Annotated in this window: 13 protein-coding genes, 3 pseudogenes and 1 other annotated feature; of the genes and pseudogenes, 11 read left to right on the top strand and 5 right to left on the bottom strand. The window is 38.8% G+C overall.

Features of this window, described 5'->3' with window-relative positions; all coding sequences use genetic code 11:
• Positions 1-31: 31 nt before the first annotated feature.
• Positions 32-1,818: pseudogene (locus CYK55_RS07645) on the bottom strand (ABC transporter ATP-binding protein).
• Entirely contained in the window at positions 1,805-3,553 is a 1,749-nt protein-coding gene (locus CYK55_RS07640; RefSeq protein WP_126134137.1) for an ABC transporter ATP-binding protein, read from the bottom strand. The pseudogene CYK55_RS07645 and the gene CYK55_RS07640 overlap by 14 nt, the downstream one beginning before the upstream one ends.
• 97 nt (positions 3,554-3,650) lie before the next feature.
• Here CYK55_RS07640 and CYK55_RS07635 point away from each other — a divergent pair, with 97 nt between their 5' ends.
• A complete protein-coding gene (locus CYK55_RS07635; RefSeq protein WP_126134136.1) occupies positions 3,651-4,415 on the top strand; it encodes a MerR family transcriptional regulator in 765 nt (254 codons plus the stop codon).
• Between the two features lie 45 nt (positions 4,416-4,460).
• Positions 4,461-4,692 (top strand) — a binding site (T-box leader).
• Positions 4,693-4,774: 82 nt separating this feature from the next.
• Positions 4,775-5,905, top strand: coding sequence for a 5-methyltetrahydropteroyltriglutamate--homocysteine S-methyltransferase (locus CYK55_RS07630; protein WP_126134135.1), 1,131 nt, complete (start codon positions 4,775-4,777; stop codon positions 5,903-5,905).
• Between the two features lie 183 nt (positions 5,906-6,088).
• On the opposite strand, the gene CYK55_RS07625 is transcribed toward CYK55_RS07630, so the two are convergent.
• Positions 6,089-7,117 (bottom strand): LacI family DNA-binding transcriptional regulator, encoded by a 1,029-nt coding sequence (locus CYK55_RS07625; RefSeq protein ID WP_034688805.1) that lies wholly within the window; start codon positions 7,115-7,117, stop codon positions 6,089-6,091.
• A gap of 113 nt (positions 7,118-7,230) precedes the next feature.
• On the opposite strand from CYK55_RS07625, the gene CYK55_RS07620 reads away from it, so the two are divergent.
• From CYK55_RS07620 to CYK55_RS07610, 3 genes are read left to right on the top strand one after another with little or no spacing between them, the layout of a single operon-like run.
• On the top strand, positions 7,231-9,465 hold the full coding sequence (locus CYK55_RS07620; protein ID WP_034688804.1) for an alpha-galactosidase: 2,235 nt from the start codon (positions 7,231-7,233) through the stop codon (positions 9,463-9,465).
• Complete coding sequence (locus CYK55_RS07615; RefSeq protein WP_126134134.1) at positions 9,449-11,326, top strand: glycoside hydrolase family 2 TIM barrel-domain containing protein; 1,878 nt, start codon at positions 9,449-9,451, stop codon at positions 11,324-11,326. Before CYK55_RS07620 ends, CYK55_RS07615 begins: the two co-directional genes overlap by 17 nt.
• Positions 11,307-12,260 carry a beta-galactosidase small subunit gene (locus CYK55_RS07610; RefSeq protein ID WP_034688801.1) on the top strand — a complete coding sequence of 318 codons (954 nt, stop codon included), beginning with the start codon at positions 11,307-11,309 and terminating at the stop codon, positions 12,258-12,260. The genes CYK55_RS07615 and CYK55_RS07610 overlap by 20 nt, the downstream gene beginning before the upstream one ends.
• A 155-nt stretch (positions 12,261-12,415) precedes the next feature.
• Here CYK55_RS07610 and CYK55_RS07605 read toward each other — a convergent pair whose 3' ends face one another.
• Both CYK55_RS07605 and CYK55_RS07600 read right to left on the bottom strand, forming a co-directional pair.
• Positions 12,416-14,134, bottom strand: coding sequence for a cache domain-containing sensor histidine kinase (locus tag CYK55_RS07605; RefSeq protein WP_126134133.1), 1,719 nt, complete (start codon positions 14,132-14,134; stop codon positions 12,416-12,418).
• The gene (locus tag CYK55_RS07600) at positions 14,131-15,630 is read right to left on the bottom strand and encodes a response regulator transcription factor (RefSeq protein ID WP_034688798.1); all 1,500 of its coding nucleotides are present in this window, start codon (positions 15,628-15,630) and stop codon (positions 14,131-14,133) included. The genes CYK55_RS07605 and CYK55_RS07600 overlap by 4 nt, the downstream gene beginning before the upstream one ends.
• 225 nt (positions 15,631-15,855) lie before the next feature.
• Between CYK55_RS07600 and CYK55_RS07595 the strand changes: the two genes are divergently transcribed.
• The 6 genes and pseudogenes from CYK55_RS07595 to CYK55_RS07570 all read left to right on the top strand — a co-directional run bounded on the left by CYK55_RS07595 (position 15,856) and on the right by CYK55_RS07570 (position 21,426).
• Positions 15,856-17,145, top strand: coding sequence for an ABC transporter substrate-binding protein (locus CYK55_RS07595; RefSeq protein ID WP_126134132.1), 1,290 nt, complete (start codon positions 15,856-15,858; stop codon positions 17,143-17,145).
• A gap of 355 nt (positions 17,146-17,500) precedes the next feature.
• Positions 17,501-18,370 (top strand): carbohydrate ABC transporter permease, encoded by an 870-nt coding sequence (locus CYK55_RS07590; protein WP_010735284.1) that lies wholly within the window; start codon positions 17,501-17,503, stop codon positions 18,368-18,370.
• A gap of 68 nt (positions 18,371-18,438) precedes the next feature.
• A pseudogene (locus tag CYK55_RS07585) lies at positions 18,439-19,245 on the top strand (carbohydrate ABC transporter permease); the annotation flags it as partial.
• Between the two features lie 357 nt (positions 19,246-19,602).
• Positions 19,603-20,286 (top strand): DUF1538 domain-containing protein, encoded by a 684-nt coding sequence (locus CYK55_RS07580; RefSeq protein WP_010735286.1) that lies wholly within the window; start codon positions 19,603-19,605, stop codon positions 20,284-20,286.
• A complete protein-coding gene (locus CYK55_RS07575; RefSeq protein ID WP_034688794.1) occupies positions 20,283-21,056 on the top strand; it encodes a DUF1538 domain-containing protein in 774 nt (257 codons plus the stop codon). Before CYK55_RS07580 ends, CYK55_RS07575 begins: the two co-directional genes overlap by 4 nt.
• Positions 21,053-21,426 (top strand): annotated as a pseudogene (locus CYK55_RS07570) (P-II family nitrogen regulator). The gene CYK55_RS07575 and the pseudogene CYK55_RS07570 overlap by 4 nt, the downstream one beginning before the upstream one ends.
• Positions 21,427-21,766 lie beyond the last annotated feature (340 nt).

The following is a 21,766-nucleotide window of genomic DNA, read 5'->3' as shown; positions in this document are numbered from 1 at the left end:
CGGAATGAAGCTAAGTTGGCTTTTTTCTGGCTCAACTATTTTGAAATTGGCTATTGTATAAGCTTGCATAAAGTGTCGGTTTTTGCAGTAGTTCTGTATGCGTACCTGTTTCAATGATGTCTCCATTTTGCATCACTATGATCATATCCGCATGTTCGATCGTTGACAGACGATGGGCAATCACGAAGCTGGTCCGGTTTTTAGTTAAAGCATCCATAGCTTCTTGGATCAACGCTTCCGTACGTGTATCGACACTTGATGTTGCTTCATCTAAAATGACGACTGCAGGATTAGCTAAAATGACTCGTGCAATGGTTAAGAGCTGTTGTTGTCCTTGAGAGATTGCCCCATTTTCGCTTGAAATAATGGTGTCATAACTTTGTGGCAATGTACGGATAAAATGATCACATTGAGCAATTTTAGCTGCTTGAATGATTTCATCTCTGGTTGCCTCTTTTTTGCCGTAAGCAATATTTTCTGCAACAGTACCTTCGAATAACCAAGTATTTTGAAGTACCATACCAAATAGATTCCGTAATTCTTGGCGTGGCAAATCGGTGATGTTATGACCGTCGAACAAAATCTGTCCGTCATTGATTTCATAAAAGCGCATTAAAAGATTGACAAGTGTTGTTTTTCCAGCTCCAGTTGGCCCTACGATAGCAATAGTTTGTTGTGGCTTGACGGAAAAATTAACATCTTTCATTAACGGTTTTTCTGGTGTATAACCAAAACGAACATGTTTGAATTCAATAGCTCCTTGGGGGCAATAATTGGATTTTCTATTGCACGATCAATGGCTTCTTCTGGCTCATCCATGATCTCGAAAATTCGTTCGATGGACGCCATGGCAGATTGTACGGAGTTAATGACATATGACGCAGTGGAGATGGGTTCTGAGATTTGATTGATATACTGCAAATATGCCTGCAAGAAACCAATCGTGATACCTCCAGACAAAACGGATATTGCCCCAATGACTGCACTAGCGATAAACGCTAATTGATTGATCAAACGGATCGCTGGATAAATTGCAAAATTCATGAATTGTGCTTTTTTGAAAGCTTTCGATTGCTTTTCATTCACTTTATTGACTTCTTCAATCGCTAGTGCTTGTTGATTGAAGGCTTTGATCACCAAATTACCAGTCAAGTATTCTTCCGCTTTATTGTTCATATCTCCCAGTTCTTCTTGATTATTGTCAGAAATTTGTTTATTTTTGTTTGCAAATTTTGTTGTGACAACTGTGCTGATCGTAATTAAAACAAGAACAAGTAAAGTCAATTTTATATCGATATAAAACAACATGATACCAGCTAAGAGGATCGTTACTAGAGAAGTGAAAAATTGGTTGATCCCAGTTAACAATACTTGGGACAATTGATTCAACCCAGTAGTTGTGCGACTAATGATATCGCCGACTTGATGGCGGTCATAAAAAGCCATCGGTAGAGCTTTGAATTTTTTCGTGACTTCTTTTCGGACATGTAAGGTCACTCGTTCACTTAATGAAGCCATCGCTCGTTCTTGGATAAAGGAAGTGATACTACTTAATAATGAAAAGAGTATCAACAGGATCACAGGTAAAAGTAAGGTTTCTCTTACATCTGTTATTGTCATGTTGCTAAGTCCGACATCTTTGATCCGTCCGAGTAGTTGATCGATCCCAATCCCCATGACTAGCGGCATAGCAACGACTAATGTATTACCGATCAAGCTACAAAGTAAGGAACCATAAAATATCTTATGTTCGGATTGGATCATTCGCCAGAAACGTTTCAAGCCTTGTTTTTTTGTCGTTGTTTTAGTCATTTCCATGGAATTCCTCCTTTAACACACCTTGTGATTTCGCAAATTCTTGATACGAACGATTATTTTTTAATAATTCTTCATGAGTGCCTTGTCCCACGATCCGCCCTTCATCTAAAACGATAATATTGTCAGCATTTATGATGGTACTAAGACGTTGTGCAATGATAATCAGTGTTTTATCTGCCATTTCTCGATGTAGCGCACGGCGTAAATTAGCATCTGTCCGATAATCCAATGCAGAGAAACTATCGTCAAAGACATAAATTTCAGCAGGTTTGACTAACGCTCTAGCGATACACATCCTTTGTTTTTGTCCGCCAGAATAATTCTCTCCCCCTTGTGCAACAAAGCTGTCCATTTGATCCGGTAGATTTTCTAAGACTTCATTCAATTGTGCGACACGAACTGCTTTGGCTAATTCTTCATCTGTCGCATGCTCATTACCCATCAGTAGATTACTACGAATCGTTCCACTAAATAGAAAAGCTTTCTGAGGAACATAACTAATATAACTTCGAAGTGTTTCTTGGTTCATTTGTGTGATGGGGATACCTGCGAATTTGATTTGTCCACTTGACACATCATTTAAACGTAGCAGTAATTTCGCAATCGTGCTTTTTCCTGAACCTGTTCCACCAACAATAGCTGTGGTTTTTCCTTTTGGGACGACAAAATCAATGTTTTCTAACACTGGATCAGCGTTTTTGTTATAACGAAACGTGACATTCTTAAAGGATAGGAAAGTATCATCGACTGAATCGAAGGATAAAATTTCTGGTTGGTCGGGATCTTTGATTTCGATTTCAGCGTGTAATACTTCTTCAATCCGTTCAAGACAAGCAATTGATTTTGGTACGATAACAAAAACCATTGCGGCAATCATTAAATAGGCAAGTGTCAACATCGAATATTCCACAATGGCAGTTACTGTACCGATTTGTAAGCTACCATTAGCCACCAAATCGCCGCCAAACCACAAAATTGAAGCATAAACGATGCCCATCAATAAAAAGGCAATGGGTGTGACCCAAGCAAAGATCCGATTGACACGAATCATCTGTTGCGCATAATTTTCAAAGGTCTCATTTGTTCTTTTTTCTTCATAGTCCTGATTGTTGAAGGCACGAATCATATTGACACCTGTAAAGAATTCGCGCAACGTTGTCGTGACACGATCCATCTTTGGTTGGATACTCAAAGATAAAGGTGTTCCTTTTTTCATCAAATAATACGTGATTAGAGCATAGACGAAGATCGATCCTAACGTAATCAATGTCAACTTGACGGAATGCTCCAACATCATCAGAATCGTAAATAATGAAATAATAGGTGCTGGGATGATCATCTGACAAAACATGACGATCATTTGTTGGACGTTATCTACGTCATTGGTTATTCTAGTCAAAAGAGATCCAGTGTTAAATTGATCAACATCTTTCATTGATAATTGTTGGAATTTTTGAAAAAAACTTGCTCGTGTCTGATAGCCAAATCGAGAAGCTAACAAAGCAGAACAGTAGCTTGAGGCAACTGCGGCAAAAGATCCTAATAAGGCAACGATCAACATTTGAATTCCGATTTGTCGGATTTCTTTCACTTCGCCACTTGCAATCCCTGTGTCTATGAGATCAGCTACTAACTTTGGCACACCAAGTGTCCCTAGAAGTTGTAAACAGATGAATAAAAAAGTAAGTAAGGTAACTCGTTTATTATTTTTTATAGATCTTTTTAATAATGTCATAGTGTTTCCTCCTTTTCCCGACAAATACGCATTCTACACCTTAAAGTTACTTGAAGGTCAAGGGGAAAAAGCTTAAACTAAAGTTGAGGTGAAATCTATGAAAACAATGTATTCAATTGGAGAAGTAGCAGAATTATTAGATATCCCTAGATCAACGATTCGTTATTGGGATGCAGAAGGGTTAATCCATACAGCGCGAGAAGAGGAAAACGGGTATCGTTTGTTTGATATCGATGCCATCTTTCAAGTATATGACATCAATTTTTATCGAAAGTTAGGTATTCCCATCAAGCAGATGAAAAATCTATATAGTAAATCATTAAATGAGTTGTATCATACTTTAAATGAAACGGAGCAGCGATTGGATCATGAGAAAAAAATTTTGGAACAAAAGCATAAAGAAGTATTATCAAGAAAAAATCAACTGAAAGAAATGATCGATAGTCCGCCAAATAAATTTCCTGAAGAAGAAATTCCCTTCCAAAAAATCGTCGTGGCAGCATCTGATGATATTTTATATTCGAAGGAGTATCTAAAAAATTATTCAAGTTTTGTGATATATTTTCCAGAAAATACGCAGAACGGTATTTATGGCTTCTGTACGGAGGAACACACAAAAGAACTTCCAGGCTCACAGACAATCTGGCAGAATGATCTTACGAAAAAATACGTGCGATTTCTATTAAAAGTACAAGTAAACTACACAGAGAATAATAATCTATCTGAAGTAAAAGACAGGTTGCAGGAGCAAGGCTACCGATTAGGACAAACGATTGGTCAATACTTGTTGACCCATACGACAAAAGAAAATGTCTCCTTTGAATATTATCGAACATGGATCGAAGTAAGTCAGGGTGAGTAGAATCAGTTGACATTCTAAAGTAAACATGGGATAGTAATTGACAATATCAAAGCGTAGAAGAGAAGAGTAACTAATGGTGGAAGGTAAAAAGAGACTCCGGAGGGTGAAAAAGGAGACCTAAAACCTTAGTGAAGATGAACTTGGAGCTTGTTTTACTAGTAAGTGAGTAAAACCGGATCGCGACCGTTAACTCGCCGGATATCTGATGGTATCGTTGAGGCATTATTTGTGAGGATAATGCAAATAAGGGTGGTAACACGACGCATTCGTCCCTTTTGTCAAGACTTGGCAAAAGAGATGAGTGTTTTTTTGTTTTCATCTGACTCTTATCAACTACGTAATCGAAGGAGGAATTTATTATGACTACTCAAACAACATCCCTATTCCGCTATGACATCGTCGGCAGTTTCTTGAGGCCTGAGAAACTGAAACAAGCACGAAAAGCGTATAATGAATCGATTATTTCTGCTACTGATTTGAAAAAGATAGAAGATGAAACCATTATCGATCTGATCAAAAAACAAGAAGCTGCTGGCTTACATGCGGTGACAGATGGGGAGTTTCGTCGGAGTTGGTGGCATTTGGACTTTTTCTTTGGTTTACAAGGTATCGAATTTTTTGTACCTGAGCGTGGTTACCAGTTTCACGGAGAAGAGACACGTCCAGGAACGGTCATTGTAACAGAAAAAATTACAGGAAAGAGTCATCCTTTTGTGGACCATTTTCGGTTTACACGTACCCATACGACCGAGGGCATTGAAGTAAAGCAAACCATTCCAGCCCCAGCTCAATTGTTAGTGGAGTTGTTACGTCCAGACATTTTGCCTCATGTTCGTACCATCTATCCGACAAACGAAGAACTTTTTCAAGATATTGTAACAGCTTATCGGCAAGTGATTGCGGATTTATATGAAGCAGGCGCCAGAACGATCCAATTGGATGATTGTACGTGGGGCGTACTCGTTGCACCATTACCAGAAGGTTTTTTGGCTGATATTGAGAAAGAAGAAAGTGAGGTACGGCAAGATTTAGCACAGATCTATGTACAGATCAATAATGCCGTTCTAGATAAACAACCTCAGGATCTGATTTTGAATACGCATGTCTGTCGTGGTAATTATCACTCCACTTGGGCGGCAGCTGGCGGATATGATGCTGTAGCTGAACCACTATTTACGGAAGAAAATGTTAATGCCTATTATTTAGAATATGACAACGAACGTTCAGGAGGTTTTGAACCACTGGCGAAAGTTAGCGGGGAAAAACTTGTAGTATTAGGATTGATAACCTCAAAATCTGGCGTACTTGAAGATCGTCAAAAAATCATTGAGCGAATTTATGAAGCCACTCGTTACATTCCTTTAGATCGATTGTTTCTAAGCCCGCAATGCGGGTTCGCCTCCACTGAAGAAGGGAATATCTTGACAGAAGAAGCACAATGGCAGAAAATCGCGTTGATCAAGAGCATAGCCGAAGAGGTCTGGAATTAAGTAATCACCGACAAACCAAGTATTCAGAAAAACCATTAAGAACAACTCAGTTGTTCTTAATGGTTTTTTTTGCTGAAAAAAACGATTATGAGAGCTGATATTCAACACTAAGCAAAAAAATCTAAAAATATGAAGCGCTATTTTCCAATTTTCTATCTTACTGCTCAGGTCAAAGCGCTTTTTTCACAACCTCTTTGGCACAAAGCTTTCTCTTACCACTAACCGGGTGGGATAGGTTAGGATGATTGGTTCGTTGCGAATTTGATCGATTCTTTCGACAGCTAAGCGAACGGCGGCTTTACCGATGGATTTGGCATTGATTTGTACGGTGGTTAATCCGGGAGTTAATTTACTGGCTGCTTCAATGTTATCGAAACTTGCAATCACGATGTCTTTACCGATATCAACTTGATTTTTTTTCATCGTGCGATAAACTCCGATCGCCATTGGATCGCTTCCAACAAGTAGAGCGGTTGGAAGCGGATCGTCACTTTGGATCAATTCTTCTGCTAAACGTTCGCCGTCTTCTTCTGTCCAATTTCCGAGATAGTGCGTACTGTAGTCTTGTAGCTGATGATCGGCCATGAAATGTAAATAGGCACGTACTCGTTTTTCATCTTGATTGATTGTTTTACCTCCTCGTTCATCCATATCGACTTGATAGCCTCCGATATAAGCAATTCGTCGGTGGCCATTTTCTAAAAATAGTTCTAAAACAGCTTTAGTCATTCGTTCCAGATCGCCATAAACCATATCAACTTCTTGTTGGATATCGGGATTATCAACAACAATCAAATGCTGATTTTGTGCCAATAGATCAGTGATCGATTGCTTCGTCACTGTTCCAACTACGATGATCGCTCCTAGTTGATCTAAGTCTTTCCATTCCTTGGGATTGTCAGAGAGATTGTAGATGCGATTCATGCCAATATGCAGGCGGTTTGCTTCTTCTTCTAATCCCATACGTAATTCTTTGTAATAGACATCTTGGGCTTCACTTGCCTTACTGATCGTCGAGATCACACCGATCGATGGCATTCGTTTTTTGATATATTTTCGTTTATTGATATCATAGTTCAATTTTTCTGCAACTTCAAAAATCCGTTTCTTTGTTTCTGGTGCGACATGGATTGTCTTATCTTGATTCAATACGCGTGAAACAGTTGCAGGAGAGACATTCGCTTTTCGAGCGACATCACGAATCCCTACCATAAAATCACTCCTTTAAGAAATATTAAAAAAGTTATTGACAAATATGTTTAGTAAACAGTATACAGGAGTTAGTTAAAAAGTAAACGGTTTCTAAAAATTTGTGAGGTGAAGAAATGAAAAGACAATCGTTGATTGCATTCGATTCGGAAACAAATGTTTTTCATTTGTCGAATCCATTGATTTCTTATGTGATGAAAATTGAAGAATCTGGTGTGTTGACCCATGTTCATTTTGGTAAAAAAGTGAATAACTATACCGATAACAAAAAATATCCAAGAAGAGATCGCGGTTTTTCAGGAAATGTTCCTTTGCATGATGAGCGAGCATTTTCAAAAGATACGCTACCACAAGAATTTTCGGGACACGGAAGTATGGATTATCGCATTCCAGCTACGATCATCACACGTGAGAATGGCTCTAGCTTGCTTGATTTAAGATATGAAACATATCAAATCATCCAAGGTAAACCAAAGCTTTCAGGATTACCACAAACCTATATATTGAAGGAACAGGAAGCACAAACGTTGTGTATCACCTTGAAAGACCGAGTTTTACCGATCTATGTGGATCTTTTTTATACGATTTACGAAAAACGAGGGGTCATTATCCGCTCCGCTAAGTATCGTAATCAAACGAAGCAAATGATCTTGTTAGATAAAGCAGCTTCTTTTCAATTAGATTTGACGAATTCGGGCAGATTTACTGAAGTGATCGCCTTACCTGGAGCCCATGCTAGAGAGCGTTTGATTTCGAGACAACGGATCACTGAGGGGGTGAAATCATTTGAAAGTCGACGAGGAAGCAGTAGTCACCAAATGAATAATTTTATCGCTTTGACACATACACATACGACGGAAAGTCTTGGAGAAGCCATCGGTCTACAGTTTATCTATTCTGGCAATCATGCGTTCGAGATCGAAAAAGATCAAATCGATCAACTAAGAATCGTTGGTGGCATCAATGCGTATCAGTTCCAATGGCAACTTTCAACCGATGAAGCGTTTCAAACGCCAGAAATGATCCTTTCTTATTCAGACGAAGGATTAAATGGCATGAGCCACATACATCATGAGCTGTTGCGAGAACGTGTGGCACGTGGGAAGTATCAGTACGAACCACGTCCGATCTTGGTCAATAATTGGGAAGCGACTTATTTTGACTTTACTAGCAAAAAAATCGAAGCACTGATCGATGAAGCAGCAGCGTTAGGTATGGAAATGTTCGTCTTAGATGACGGCTGGTTTGGGAAAAGAGATGCAGATACTTCTTCTTTAGGAGACTGGTTTGAATATGAAGGGAAATTGGCGAATGGATTGAAGGGAATTGCAGAGTATGCTCATGAAAGAGGCCTCAAATTTGGGCTATGGGTGGAGCCTGAAATGATTTCGATCGATTCTGAATTGTATCGTCAGGCGTCTGATTATTTGATGCAAGAACCAGCACGCACGCCTGCAGCATCTCGGTCGCAATTTGTTTTGGATTTTACACGAAAAGAAGTGCGAGATTCGATCAGTCAGCAATTACGAAAGATTTTGGATAAGGTACCGATCGATTATGTGAAATGGGATATGAATCGCTCCTTATCAGATGTTTACTCTGCTTACGTGGAGAATCAAGGAGAGGTCTATCACCGGTATGTTTTAGGATTATATAACCTTTTAGAAGAGTTGATCACAGCTTACCCAGATATCTTATGGGAAGGATGCTCAGGTGGGGGTGGCCGTTTTGACGCAGGAATTCTTTACTATATGCCACAATCCTGGACAAGTGACAATACCGATGCAATGGAACGGATCGACATCCAATATGGCACGAGTCTCGGCTATCCCATCTCATCCATGGGTGCCCATGTCTCTGCATCGCCTAACCATCAAAGTGGACGTGTGACAGATTTAAAGACACGCGGGGATGTAGCGATGAGCGGGGTATTTGGTTATGAACTAGATTTGACCGCATTAGACGAACAAGAAAAGAAAATCATCAAAGAACAGATCAGCACGTATAAAGAAATTCGTCAAACAATCCAACAAGGAAAATTTGACCGCTTAGAAAATCCCTTTGAACAAAACATTGCGGCGTGGCAATTTGTTTCTCCAAATAAAAAGGAGATCGTGGTCTTTATGGCACGACGATTAACTTCTGGACAACCGCCTTTTCATGAGATCCGCTTGATTGGTTTGGAGGAAGGGATGTATCGTGAACGTAAAAGTTCATTGATTTATTCAGGCTCGGAGTTAATGACGATGGGGTTTTATCTCCCTGATTTTCACGGAGATTTTCAAACAGAAATTTTTCACTTTGAGAAAATAGTTACAGGAGAGGAAGAAGAACATGCAGGCATCAATTGATTGGTTAGATGATCCACAAGTTTTTCGTGTGAATCAGCGAAAGGCACACAGTGATCATACGGTCTACGGTTCAAAAGAAGAAATAAGAAGTCAAAGTTCCCGACTACAGTCGCTAAATGGTGAATGGCGCTTTTGTTTTTCTGAAAATGCAGAAAAGCGCCCCAAAGAGTTTTTTGAACAAGATTTTGATGATCGTTCATTCGACACGATCCATGTGCCTGGCCACATTGAACTAAGTGATTTTGATAAGATCCATTACATCAACACGATGTATCCTTGGGAAGGTCATGAGTTTCGTCGTCCCGCTTATACAACTGCTTCAGAAAAGGAAATGGCAGGGATGTTCTCTCAAGCTGAAGAAAATCCAGTAGGGTCCTATGTCACGACTTTCCAATTAGCAGAGGGATTGAAGGGAAAAGATGTCACGATTCGTTTTGAAGGTGTCGAACAAGCCATGTATGTGTGGTTGAATGGTCATTTCGTCGGTTATGCAGAAGATTCATTTACACCGTCCGAATTTGATTTGTCCCCTTATCTTGAAGAAGAGAATCGTTTGGCAGTCGAAGTCCACAAACGTAGCACAGCTGCCTTTTTAGAAGACCAAGATTTTTTCCGTTTCTTTGGGATTTTTCGAAATGTCGTCTTAGTTGCTCGTGGCAAGAATCATTTAGAAGACTTGTGGTTACGTCCTCAATTAGATGACACGTACCAAAAAGGAAAATTGGATGTGTCCTTATCTTTTGAAAATCTTACAGCTGAAAGCGACTTACAGGTACGGGTCCTTGATTTAGACAGACAAACGATCTATGAAGAAAAGCAAGCGATAGGCGAAACAGTGCAGCTCAGTATTGATTTAGGTGAAGTGGTATTATGGGATCATTTTGCGCCGAATCTCTATACGTTTGAAATTGAAACCAGGGACCGTGACGGAGTGACTGAATATGTCGAGTATCCATTCGGGTTTCGCAAGATCGAGTTAAAAGATAAAGTGATGTATCTGAATGGAAAACGCTTGATCATCAATGGAGTCAATCGTCATGAGTGGAGTGAAAAAACAGGACGTGCGATCACCTTAGATGACATGGAAAAGGATTTGGCAGTGATTAAAAATGCCAATATCAATGGCGTCCGGACCTCACATTATCCCAACCAGATTCCTTGGTATTTCCTCTGCGATCGAGCAGGTATCCACGTGATGGCAGAAACCAATTTAGAATCACATGGGTCATGGCAAAAAATGGGTGCTTTTGAGCCATCCTATAATGTACCAAGAGGCATTCTGCAATGGCGAGAAGTGGTGCTAGATCGAGCAAAAACCCATTTTGAAACGTTCAAGAACCATACAAGTATCTTGTTCTGGTCCTTAGGCAATGAGTCCTATGTAGGGGAGAATATTCGGTTGATGAATGAATACTTCAAGAAGGTTGATCCAGACCGGTTTGTTCACTATGAGGGGAATTATGTTGATCCCACATTTGAAGCTTCTGTTTCGGATATGAAAAGTAGTATGTACGCAACACCTGCGGCGGTCGCTGATTATCTAGAGAATCAGGCAGATAAACCATATATCTTGTGCGAGTACATGCACGATATGGGAAATTCTTTAGGTGGATTAGGTTCTTATATGGCATTATTAGATGAATACGAGATGTATCAAGGCGGATATATTTGGGATTTTAAAGATCAAGCACTTGAGGTACTTGATCCAGTGACCAATCGAAAAGTCATGCGTTACGGCGGGGATTTTGATGATCGTCCAAGTGATTATGAGTTTTCCGGAAACGGCATCGTTTTTGCAAATGGACAAGAAAAACCAGCATTACAGGAGGTAAGATACTATTATGGCAAATACAGATCCTAAATTGAGAATCATTTATGGCGACTGCACTTTAGGAATCAAAACAAAAGAAAAACATTATATTTTCTCTTATACCAGAGGTGGTTTGGAATCACTCAAAAAGAATGGAAAAGAATGGCTTTATCGTGAAACGCAACCGACTTTTTGGCGAGCATTGACAGATAATGATCGAGGAAATGGCTTTGGGTATCGCTCTAGTATGTGGCTTGGCGCAGGGTTGTATCTAAAAGTGGAAGCAATCCATGTTGCAATAAACGACCAAGCCATCGAACTGCCGATCGCACCAGTCAACAATCGTTATAGTAACCAAGAGTATGCAAATACAGTCGAGATCACTTTCACATTGGCAGTCAACACAACCCCACAAACGACCGTCGATATGACGTATCGTGTCAACGAACAAGGGGATCTACACGTGAACATGTACTATCATGGCAAGCAAGGATTACCCGAGCTGCCAGTATTAGGATTTCGCATGATCATGCCAACAAAAGCCACTCATTTCGATTATGAAGGCCTGTCAGGTGAAACTTATCCGGATCGTAAAGCTGGTGGCGCACCAGGGGTCTATCATGTGGAGGGCTTGCCAATCCCACCTTATTTAGTGCCACAAGATTGTGGCGTCCATATGGATACCAAGTGGTTAGAGATTACGCGCAAGACAACCTTGAATAATGCAGATAAAAGTCAGGAAGAGTTTTCCTTAAGATTTGAACAAAAGGATTCGCCATTTGCTTTTGCGGCATTACCATTCAAAGCAGAAGAATTAGAACAGGCGACACACATGGAGGAACTACCACCGGAACGGCGAACGGTTGTCACGATGTTGGCGAAAGTCCGAGGAGTCGGAGGTATTGATTCATGGGGAGCGGATGTAGAAGAAGCCTATCATATTAGTGGTGAAGAAGACCACGAATTTAGTTTTATCATTAAATAATGTAAATTGGAACATCAAAAATAGGACCCACGAAAGATCCGCAGAATGGATTTTTAGTGGGTTCTATGAGTTGCGGTTGATACTTAAAGGTCATGAAAGAAGTAGTTCGCCTGATTTTCTGAATGGATTGTTTCTGTCTCCACGTTCATTCAGTATTACTCTCTTTTTTTTATGATCGGTAACGTAATCGTTACCGATGTACCCACACCAACTACTGAATCAATGTGTAAGCCATAATCTTCACCATAAAGTAATTGGATTCGTTCATGAACATTTTTGCTACCGATACCTGAAAAATAGTCTCTGTTTTTCGTTGGCTGTTCCGTATCAAAGCCATCACCTGTATCCATGACTTCAAACGTCAATTTATTTTCTCGGATCATCCCATACAAAGTGATGTAGCCAGTTTTCTTCGTTTGGAACGCATGCAAATAAGCATTTTCGATGATCGGTTGGATAATCATATTGGGCATATATAAAGAATAAAGTTCCTCTGGTACCATGATTTTGGTTGAGATCGCATCACCGTAACGCAGTGTCAAGATCGCAATATAACTTCTCACACTGTTCAGTTCTTCTTCTACAGGGATAATTTCATTTTTATTGCCAATCGTACTGCGCAAAAGGTCGATAAAACTATCGATGCCTGCGACTGCTTTTTCATTTTCTTGTTGCCACACTAAAAATTTGAGGCTAGTTAACGTATTATATATAAAATGAGGCTGGATCTGTGCTTGCATCGCTTGTATCTCTAATGTCCGTTTTTTCTTTTCATTTTGTAAAGATTGCGTATGATTGTCACTGATCGTTGTTAGCAGCTGATTGATCGTAGTAGCGAGTGTTCGGATCTCATATGTTCCTTGGATCGGAACAGTAGCTGCTACTGGTTCTTTGATTTGGTTCAATGAATCTACTAATTGATAGATGGAGCGAGTGTTGCGATTTAAATAGATCGCCACTAAGATACCGCCTAAAATCAGCGTTCCAATATTATAAAGGATGATCGGAATAATGACATTCATTTGATCGGCGATCGAGTGGACATTGACCTCACTGACCAAAGCCGAGTTTTGTCGGTAAAGTGGTAAACGAGTGATCCGCTGATTGGCTTTGGTCAACGTCTCGTGTTCGACTAACTCATCAAATGAATCAAACGTCGTTCCGATCCGGTTCTGAACATTTGAAGCAAAGATTTTTTTCTCATCTGTCACAAAATCGATTTGCGTGATTTCCGGATCGACCGATTGGCTGAATATTTTTGCCAACTCATCAGAAGTGATGGCTACGACAGCGTAACCATAAGTTTGGTTCAAAGTAGATCTAAGCTTTTTGATAAACAAGACACTTGGTGAATGTTTATCGCGTTTCGTCAGTCCGAACTGAGTAAAGACCATTTGTGTCGCTGTTGGATTCTCATTGACTTTCTGGATCAACTCTAATTGGAAAAAGTCATCAGCAGTGAGATCACTCACCATGTCATTACTAATGAACATCCGACCATTTTCCCCAAAAAGAAAAATATCATCTTTGATGTTTGGAAAGATCGGTGCCAATGAATCATTCATTTTTTGCACCGTACGTAGTTGATTGATTTTCTCCAAAGTCGTTTGTTGGCCTTCTTTGAAATACCCCTCTACAGCAGAGCTTTCAGCCAATAATGTCAACGTGTTCTCTATATTGTCATTCAATGTTTCAAAATCATGTTGGATCTTTTGTAAGGTCATTCGATTGGATTGATCGAATTGTTGGATGTAGGCGTCTCTTGAGCGTTGATAAATAAACAAAGAAATCGTCGCTGCTTGAGTGAATAAAGCAATAAAAAGAATGATCAAAAGTTTGGTCAAAAGCTCGTGTTCTCTCAGCTTTTTAATCATACGGTCAGTATTCCTTTACGATATTGTGAAGGAGTCAATCCAGTTTCTTCTTTGAATACCCGAGAAAAATAACCAAGTTCAGTAAATCCAGTTTGCTGACCAATATCACTTAACGAAAGATTCGATTCTTTCAACAATAGTTTTGCCTGGTTTATACGGACTTTTTTTAAGTACTTCGTAAAATTGATCCCATACTTTTCTGTAAAGATCGTTGATAAATAACTATAAGAAAAATGATATTTTTCGGATAGCGTTTGTAGACTGATGTCTTGATGATAATTCTCTTGGACATACTCATAGATCAACGTCAACACATCTGAGTTGTCTTTTCTGAATGTAGTGGTGACTTCACGTAATAACTTCGTCGTGTTATTGACGATCAAAACCAGATCATCCCACCGTTCTGTTTGCGTGATCTGTGCTGGAATTGTGATTTTTAGTGTCATGATTTCTTCTCTTTTTTCATGTTCGTCCGCGATCGCATTGATCAAGGCATAGAGTCGATTGATGATCTCGTGTTTCAGATAGCTTGGTTGCAAACGTTGATCAAGCACCTTACTCATGTAATTGTCCAATTCTTCGATGGCAGACGTAAAATCTTTGTTCATGATCTTGGTCAAATAACTTTTTGTTTGTTGTTCATAAGAAGAGAGTAGGGAAGATAATAGCTTTTCACAAATAACGCAGTGATCTGTCAGATAAAAGTGCTGTCCGCTACTTTTTTGCTTTAATGTAAGGAATTCAGAATAAAAGTTTTCAAAATCCAGAACATCAGATAGAACATAGAGACAAGAATCTGTCTGGTGTTCTTGCTGAAATCGTTCAATCAGCTGATCGAATGCCTTCTTCGAAGCGACATTGATAAAATAACCAATATCATTTGCTGTCGTAGAAAAAGGGAAGACAGAGGCGAGCTGATTTGTATATTGTGGTGCTTCTGCAATCAATTGTTCACTTCGACGCAGTTTTTCCGATTGCTTTTCTTCACAATAGACTAAATAAAAGTAGTCATGTGGGAATTGTTTGCGTGATATACCTAAATCAAGAGAAGTTCCGGACAAATAATTGCTGAGTAGCTGACTCATTTTTTCGAGTTCTGTCAAACGTGGTTTCTTTACTTCTGTAGATTGTTCCACCAGACTCTTTAAAGAAGCTAAAAACTCACTAGGATTCAATTTTGGCTTAAGTAAATAATCTGAAACGCCTTCTTTGAATGAATCTTTGACCAATTGAAAGTCATCATAGCTAGATAAAACTAAGATTTTTGCTTCAGGTTGTTCCTTCTTGATCAATCGAGAAAGTTCGATACCATTTAAATCTGGCATCATCAAATCCGTTACGACGATATCAAGAGGCTGATGCTTAATAAATTCGAGCGCTTCTAGTGGTTTTGAAAAGGCCCCTTTGAGATGGAAGTCGTGCGCTGGCCAATCGATCAGGGTACTTAGACCAGAGAGAATGGTCTGTTCATCATCGATCAATACGATATTTTTCAATGTTTTTCCCCCTATTCCTTTGTTACGTAAGTTAAAAATACTGGGAAACGTTTACAAATGCAAGTCTAAAATTTCATTTACTAAATCAAAAGATGACAAAATTGTACTTTTTTCTTATTTTAGGATATTTTTCTTGAGAACGATCATCAATGAAGAAAACGTTTGCAAGTCTGTTATGATAAGCATGTAAGAAAAAAACAAACACTAAAAAGGGTGGGTATAAAAATGAAAATAAAACAAATTTTAGCTAGTGCTTTCGTCCTAACAGCAGCAGTTACACTTTTTGCCGGGTGTGGCAATTCTTCCAGTGATGCTTCGGGAAACGAAGATAAAGTAACGGTCTGGGCATGGGATGAAGCCTTTAATATCAAAGCCGTCAATGAAGCCAAAGAGTTTTACGAAAATGAGGATGTTGACGTAGAAGTAGTAACGATGTCTCAAGATGATATCGTACAAAAACTGAATACGGCATTAGCTAGCGGAAATACCGATGGTTTACCAAATGTTGTGTTGATCGAAGACTACCGTATCCAAGGGTATCTGACCTCTTACCCAGATGCGTTTGCTGATTTGACAGGTATTGTGGATGAAAATAACTTTGCCGCATATAAATTTGCAGTCAACAAAGTTGACGATAAAATTTACGGTGTACCTTTTGACTCAGGTGTGACAGCCAATTTCTATCGGACAGATATCTTAGAAGAAGCTGGTTATTCAGAGGAAGATATAAAGAACTTAACATGGGATGATTATTTACAAGTTGCACGAGATGTCAAAGAAAAAACAGGAAAAAAAATCTCTGAAGTCAATCCTTCCGATTTAGGTCGTGTGCGCATGATCATGCAACAAGCCGGAGAATGGTATACCTCGGAAGATGGAGAAACAGTGACGATCGAAAATAATGAATCATTAAAATATGGGTTAGAACTCTTTGCTACCTTGCTTAAAGAAGATCTAGTCGAACAAACATCTGACTGGAATGCTGGGGTTACGGCGGTTCAATCAGGAGCTGTTGCTTCTACACCAACTGGTGCTTGGTATTCTTCAACCATTCAAGGGGCAGAAGATCAATCAGGTAAGTGGAAGATCGCACCGATTCCAGCTCTACCTGCTAACATGCAAAAAGCACAAGCTTCCAACTTGGGTGGTGCCGGCTGGTATGTGATCAAGGGCGTAGCTGGTGAAGAAAATGCGAAAGATTTCTTGGAAAAGACATTCGCAACGAATGAAGAATTGATGGGCAAATTAGCAGAAGAGATCGGTTTAGTATCGACTATGTTGAGCGCGAATGACCAAGAAGCTTATCAACAGCCGTCTGAGTTCTATAGTAATCAAAAAGTATTCGATGACTTTTCAAAATGGACAGCAGAAATCCCTGAAGTGAACTATGGTCATGAAACTTATGCCATTGAATCTGTTGTGGCGGAATCCTTGAGCCGAATCATCAATGGTGAATCAGCAGACAAAGTTTTGGCAGATACGCAAAAACAAGTCGAAGCTCAATTAGCCAATTAAGTCATATCCAGCGTCAACAGTAAACCTATGATGAATGGAATAACAAAGAAATAAGTGGCGATCTCTTCAAACGGATCAACGAGAGTATTGTTCTTTCGTTTGAAGGTATCGTTTATAGAATAAGCAATTAATTGAAATGTCGATAGGGGACATTCGCACCGTTAGCTATCCTGTATAACTTTAGCAATGGTATTCGAAAAAATAAGAAGTTCCACTCGTTTGCTATTCTCTGTCCGATGGAACTAATCATTGAGGCAGTGGTAAAAAGCTTAGAAGAAAATAACTAGCAATTTTGTCTGACTTTCTGTGAGGCATGTATTTCTTCAACATATGTGTAATGAAAGTAGGGAATAATATGAAACAAAAGGATTTATTTAAAAATGGCAACGCGTTTTTAGTCCTTCCAGTGATCATGATCTCAATTTTAGTTTTTATACCAATGGGGTTAGCGCTGATCACCTCTTTTCAAAGTGGACCTCCGGTAAACATGACATTCAACGGATTAGGAAATTATCAACGAATGTTAGGAGATTCAACTTTCCGTAAAGCATTTTTCAATACCTTTTTATACTTATTAGTACAGGTTCCTGTCATGTTGTTTTTGGCATTGTTTATTTCCAATCTATTGAATGATAAAAAATTGAAGTTCAAAGGATTGTTCAGAACAGCGATCTTCTTGCCATGTATTACCTCAATGGTCAGCTATTCTTTGATCATGAAAAGTTTATTTTCCCAATCAGGTTTAATCAATAACCTTTTAGTTGGAATTGGCTTGATTGATAACCCGATCGGTTGGTTGACTCATCCATTCTGGGCAAAAGTATTGATCATTATTTCCATCACATGGCGTTGGACAGGGTATAATATGATTTTCTTTTTATCTGGTATGCAAAACATCGATCCAGAAATATACGAAGCTGCTGATATTGATGGCGCATCAAGGTGGCAACAGTTCATTAAAATCACGATACCTAACTTGAAACCAATCATTTTGTTTACGTCGATCACTTCAACGATCGGTACCTTGCAATTATTTGATGAGGTACAAAATATCACTGGTGGTGGGCCAGCAAATGCAACAACGACATTGTCACAATATATCTATAATTTGAGTTATAAATTCACCCCGAATTTTGGTTATGCCGCAGCTGTTTCTTTCGTTATCGTACTATTTATTGTCTTGTTATCAGTGATTCAAACTAAAATAGGGAGTGAGAGCAAATGAGAGAAATGACAAGTAGTCAACCCCGGTCAATTACAAAAAAGCAAGTGAGTATCGGACAGTTACTCTTAAGCATTTTTAAATATACCTCTTTAGTCATCGTTTCCTTTATTTCAATTTTCCCGTTTGTTTGGATGATTTTAGGGATGACAAATACAGCAGTCGATATTAGTTCAGGTAAACTGATGATCGGTGAAAATTTAGTGATCAATTTCCAAAATCTCTTTTCGAATGACTTGAATTTTTCACGCTCTCTACTTAATTCTGCAATGATCGCTGTGGTTACAACGATTTTTGCTTTATTGATCTCCTCCATGGCAGGTTATGGCTTTGAGATCTATAAGAGTAAAAGAAAAGAAGTCGTCTTTAATATTTTGTTATTATCGATGATGGTCCCTTTTGCGGCATTGATGATCCCGCTATATCGGATGTTTTCACAATTGAATGGTACGATATTAGGAATCAATAGTTTTCTAGTCGTCATCTTACCTTCAGTAAGTACCGCTTTTTTGATTTTCTTTTTCCGCCAAAACGCGAAATCCTTTCCTAAGGACCTAGTAGAGGCGGCACGTTTAGACGGTCTTAAAGAATTAAGTATTTTCTTTCGTGTCTATTTACCAACAGCTAAAAATACGTATGCCGCAGCGGCGATCATCACGTTTATGAGTAGTTGGAACAATTACCTCTGGCCTTTAGTGGCGTTACAATCTCCAGATAAACGAACAGTTCCATTAGTATTATCAGCCATGGGGGCATCCTATACACCAGACTATGGTATGATCATGAGTGGACTGGTGATTGCGACCTTACCAACTGCACTCGTGTTTTTCGTTTTACAAAAACAATTTGTTCAAGGGATGATTGGTTCTGTCAAATAGACAGACATAAGCCTGAAATTTCATGTTCAGGTACTATCGCTTGAATGATCAAAAATATGAAAAACGTCACCTTCAGATTTACAATATGAGGATAACTTTTGTTATAAAATAAACTTATTTAAAATAAGCGGTAAAAGCCAGAAATAGTTTATCTATTTCTGGCTTTTATTGCTTATATCATGTATTTTAGCCTTTTTTTGCATAGATATAAAACAATATTTGTCGATTTTTTTTGATGCTCTAGTTAGTTTTTTTGCTGTTTTTTTTCCCGTTTTTACATAAAAATGGTATCGCTTACTGTTTTTCCTCGTAAACTTACTTTTAATCAGGTAAACTAGAAGTAAAGGAGGAGGATACATGAGAAAAAATTTTAAAGAAGTAATCATTGCGATCATGCCCATGACGATATTGATCGTTATCCTGACCTTTGTATTTGCACCATTAGATGTTGAAAGTATGGGAAGATTCATTTTAGGAGCAATCATGATGATGGTTGGTATGAGTCTCTTTTTGTTTGGTGCGGATTATTCGATGATGGAAGTTGGTGATTTAGTCGGTAAATATATGATCAAAAAGAAAAGTCTACCAATCGTTATTAGTTTGGGTTTTCTGATTGGAATCGTGATCACGATTGCCGAACCGTCTGTACAAGTATTAGGTCAACAAGTATTTGATATTTCGGATGGAGAGATTGGTCGAGTCTTATTGATCGGTATAGTCAGTGTGGGAACTGGTGTATTTTTAGCTTTTGCCTTACTAAGAGTCGTATTTAAACTGTCGTATTATCGATTGATGGTGATCGGTTATCTTGCGGTACTCATCGCTTCCTTTTTCACAAGTAACGAATTTATGCCGATTGCTTTTGATGCAGGTGGAGTCACAACCGGCCCAGTGACTGTTCCGTTTATTCTAGCCTTGGCTGGTGGAATGACAAGCATGATCCGCCAAGGGAAAAATGAAAATGATAGCTTTGGAATGGTTGGTATTGCCTCACTTGGTCCTATCTTGGCTGTCATGATCTTGGGGGTGATCTTCCAATGAATTTTTTGGTCACTTTTTTTACAGGTATTGGACAAGTCGGATATGAAGTCATCCTTGCGGTGGCACCAATCGTGATCTTATTTGTACTGATGAACTTTCTTTCATTTAAATTAAGAAAAAAACGTTTTTTTGATATCATGAAAGGTTTTTTGATCACAACTATCGGATTAATTCTATTTTTACATGGTGTAAATATTGCTTATGTACCAGTGGGACAACACCTGGGGAGTGCAATTGCTTCTTTAGCGAATAATCAGATCCTGATTCCTTTAGGGTTTGTTATGGGATTTTTAGTAGGTTTTGCAGAGCCAGCCATCCATGTGATGGTCAAACAAGTCGAAGAATTAAGTGAAGGTCGGATTCATGCAAAAGTAATGTTAGCAGTGATCTCGATTGGGATCGGTTTAGCAGTCGGTCTGTCCATGTGGCGCTTATTAGCTGGTTTTTCTCTTTATTATTTCTTGGTCCCTGGATATGGTTTAGCATTTGTCTTAGGTGCAAAAGTTGACAAGATTTTTCTATCGATGGCTTTTGATAACGGTGGCGTCGCCACAGGACCGATGTGTTCTACCTTTATTTTGTCTATGAGTGTGGCAATCGCCACACAGATCGACGGTCGAGATCCAATTATTGATGGATTTGGTGTGGTGGCAATGATCGCATTGACACCGATACTATCGACATTAGTCTTAGGGTTCATATATAAACAAAAAGGCAAAAAAGATCAGAAAAACAAAGAAAAATTACAACAAATGGAGGAACAACAATGAATGATTTAGTCGCACTAAATCTCGAGATGATCGTCACGATCGTGGATGGTGGTATTGGGGAAGATGTGATCGATTACTCAAAGAAGGCTGGCGCATCTGGGGGACGATTTTACATGGACGTGGTTCTGGAGTCCATGACACAGGAAAATTCTTAGGGTTGGATATCTCACCGGAAAAGGATATCGTTCTGACATTAGTACCAGATACTTTGACAAATGAAGTGATGGATGCGATCGGAAAAGGTATCAAGATCGATGTTCCGGGCAATGGTATTTGTTTTAGTATTGATATCGATAAAGTGATTGGTATTACGAAAATCCATCAATATCGCGAAGTCGTTGACATGAAAGATTTGTTAGAAGATAATTGAAACTCATCCAAATGCAAGTTGCTAAATTCGGAATAGCACTTACCTTGAAATATACTAAAATTTGATAATCTTATTTTGACAATAAGTCGAAAAAAACAAAATAGACCTTGTGCTATTTTAAGTTTTTTACGGCTTTTTCTTTTACCAAAAATCCTTGTCTATTTTGCTGGATCAGTATTTTTTAGGTTATAACTTAAAATTATGAATAAAGAAAGTTTTGATTAGATAAACTTTAGATGATTTGGGATTGATGATTTCAGAGACAGGTAGAACCTATATCAAGAGTTTGTCCCAGAATTCCCATCTTCTGTAATTAGTGATGAAGCTAAATTAAGAGAGC

The organism is Enterococcus mundtii, assembly GCF_003957375.1.
GTDB classification, from domain to species: domain Bacteria; phylum Bacillota; class Bacilli; order Lactobacillales; family Enterococcaceae; genus Enterococcus_B; species Enterococcus_B spodopteracolus.
This window is presented reverse-complemented; position numbering and strand designations above follow the sequence as displayed.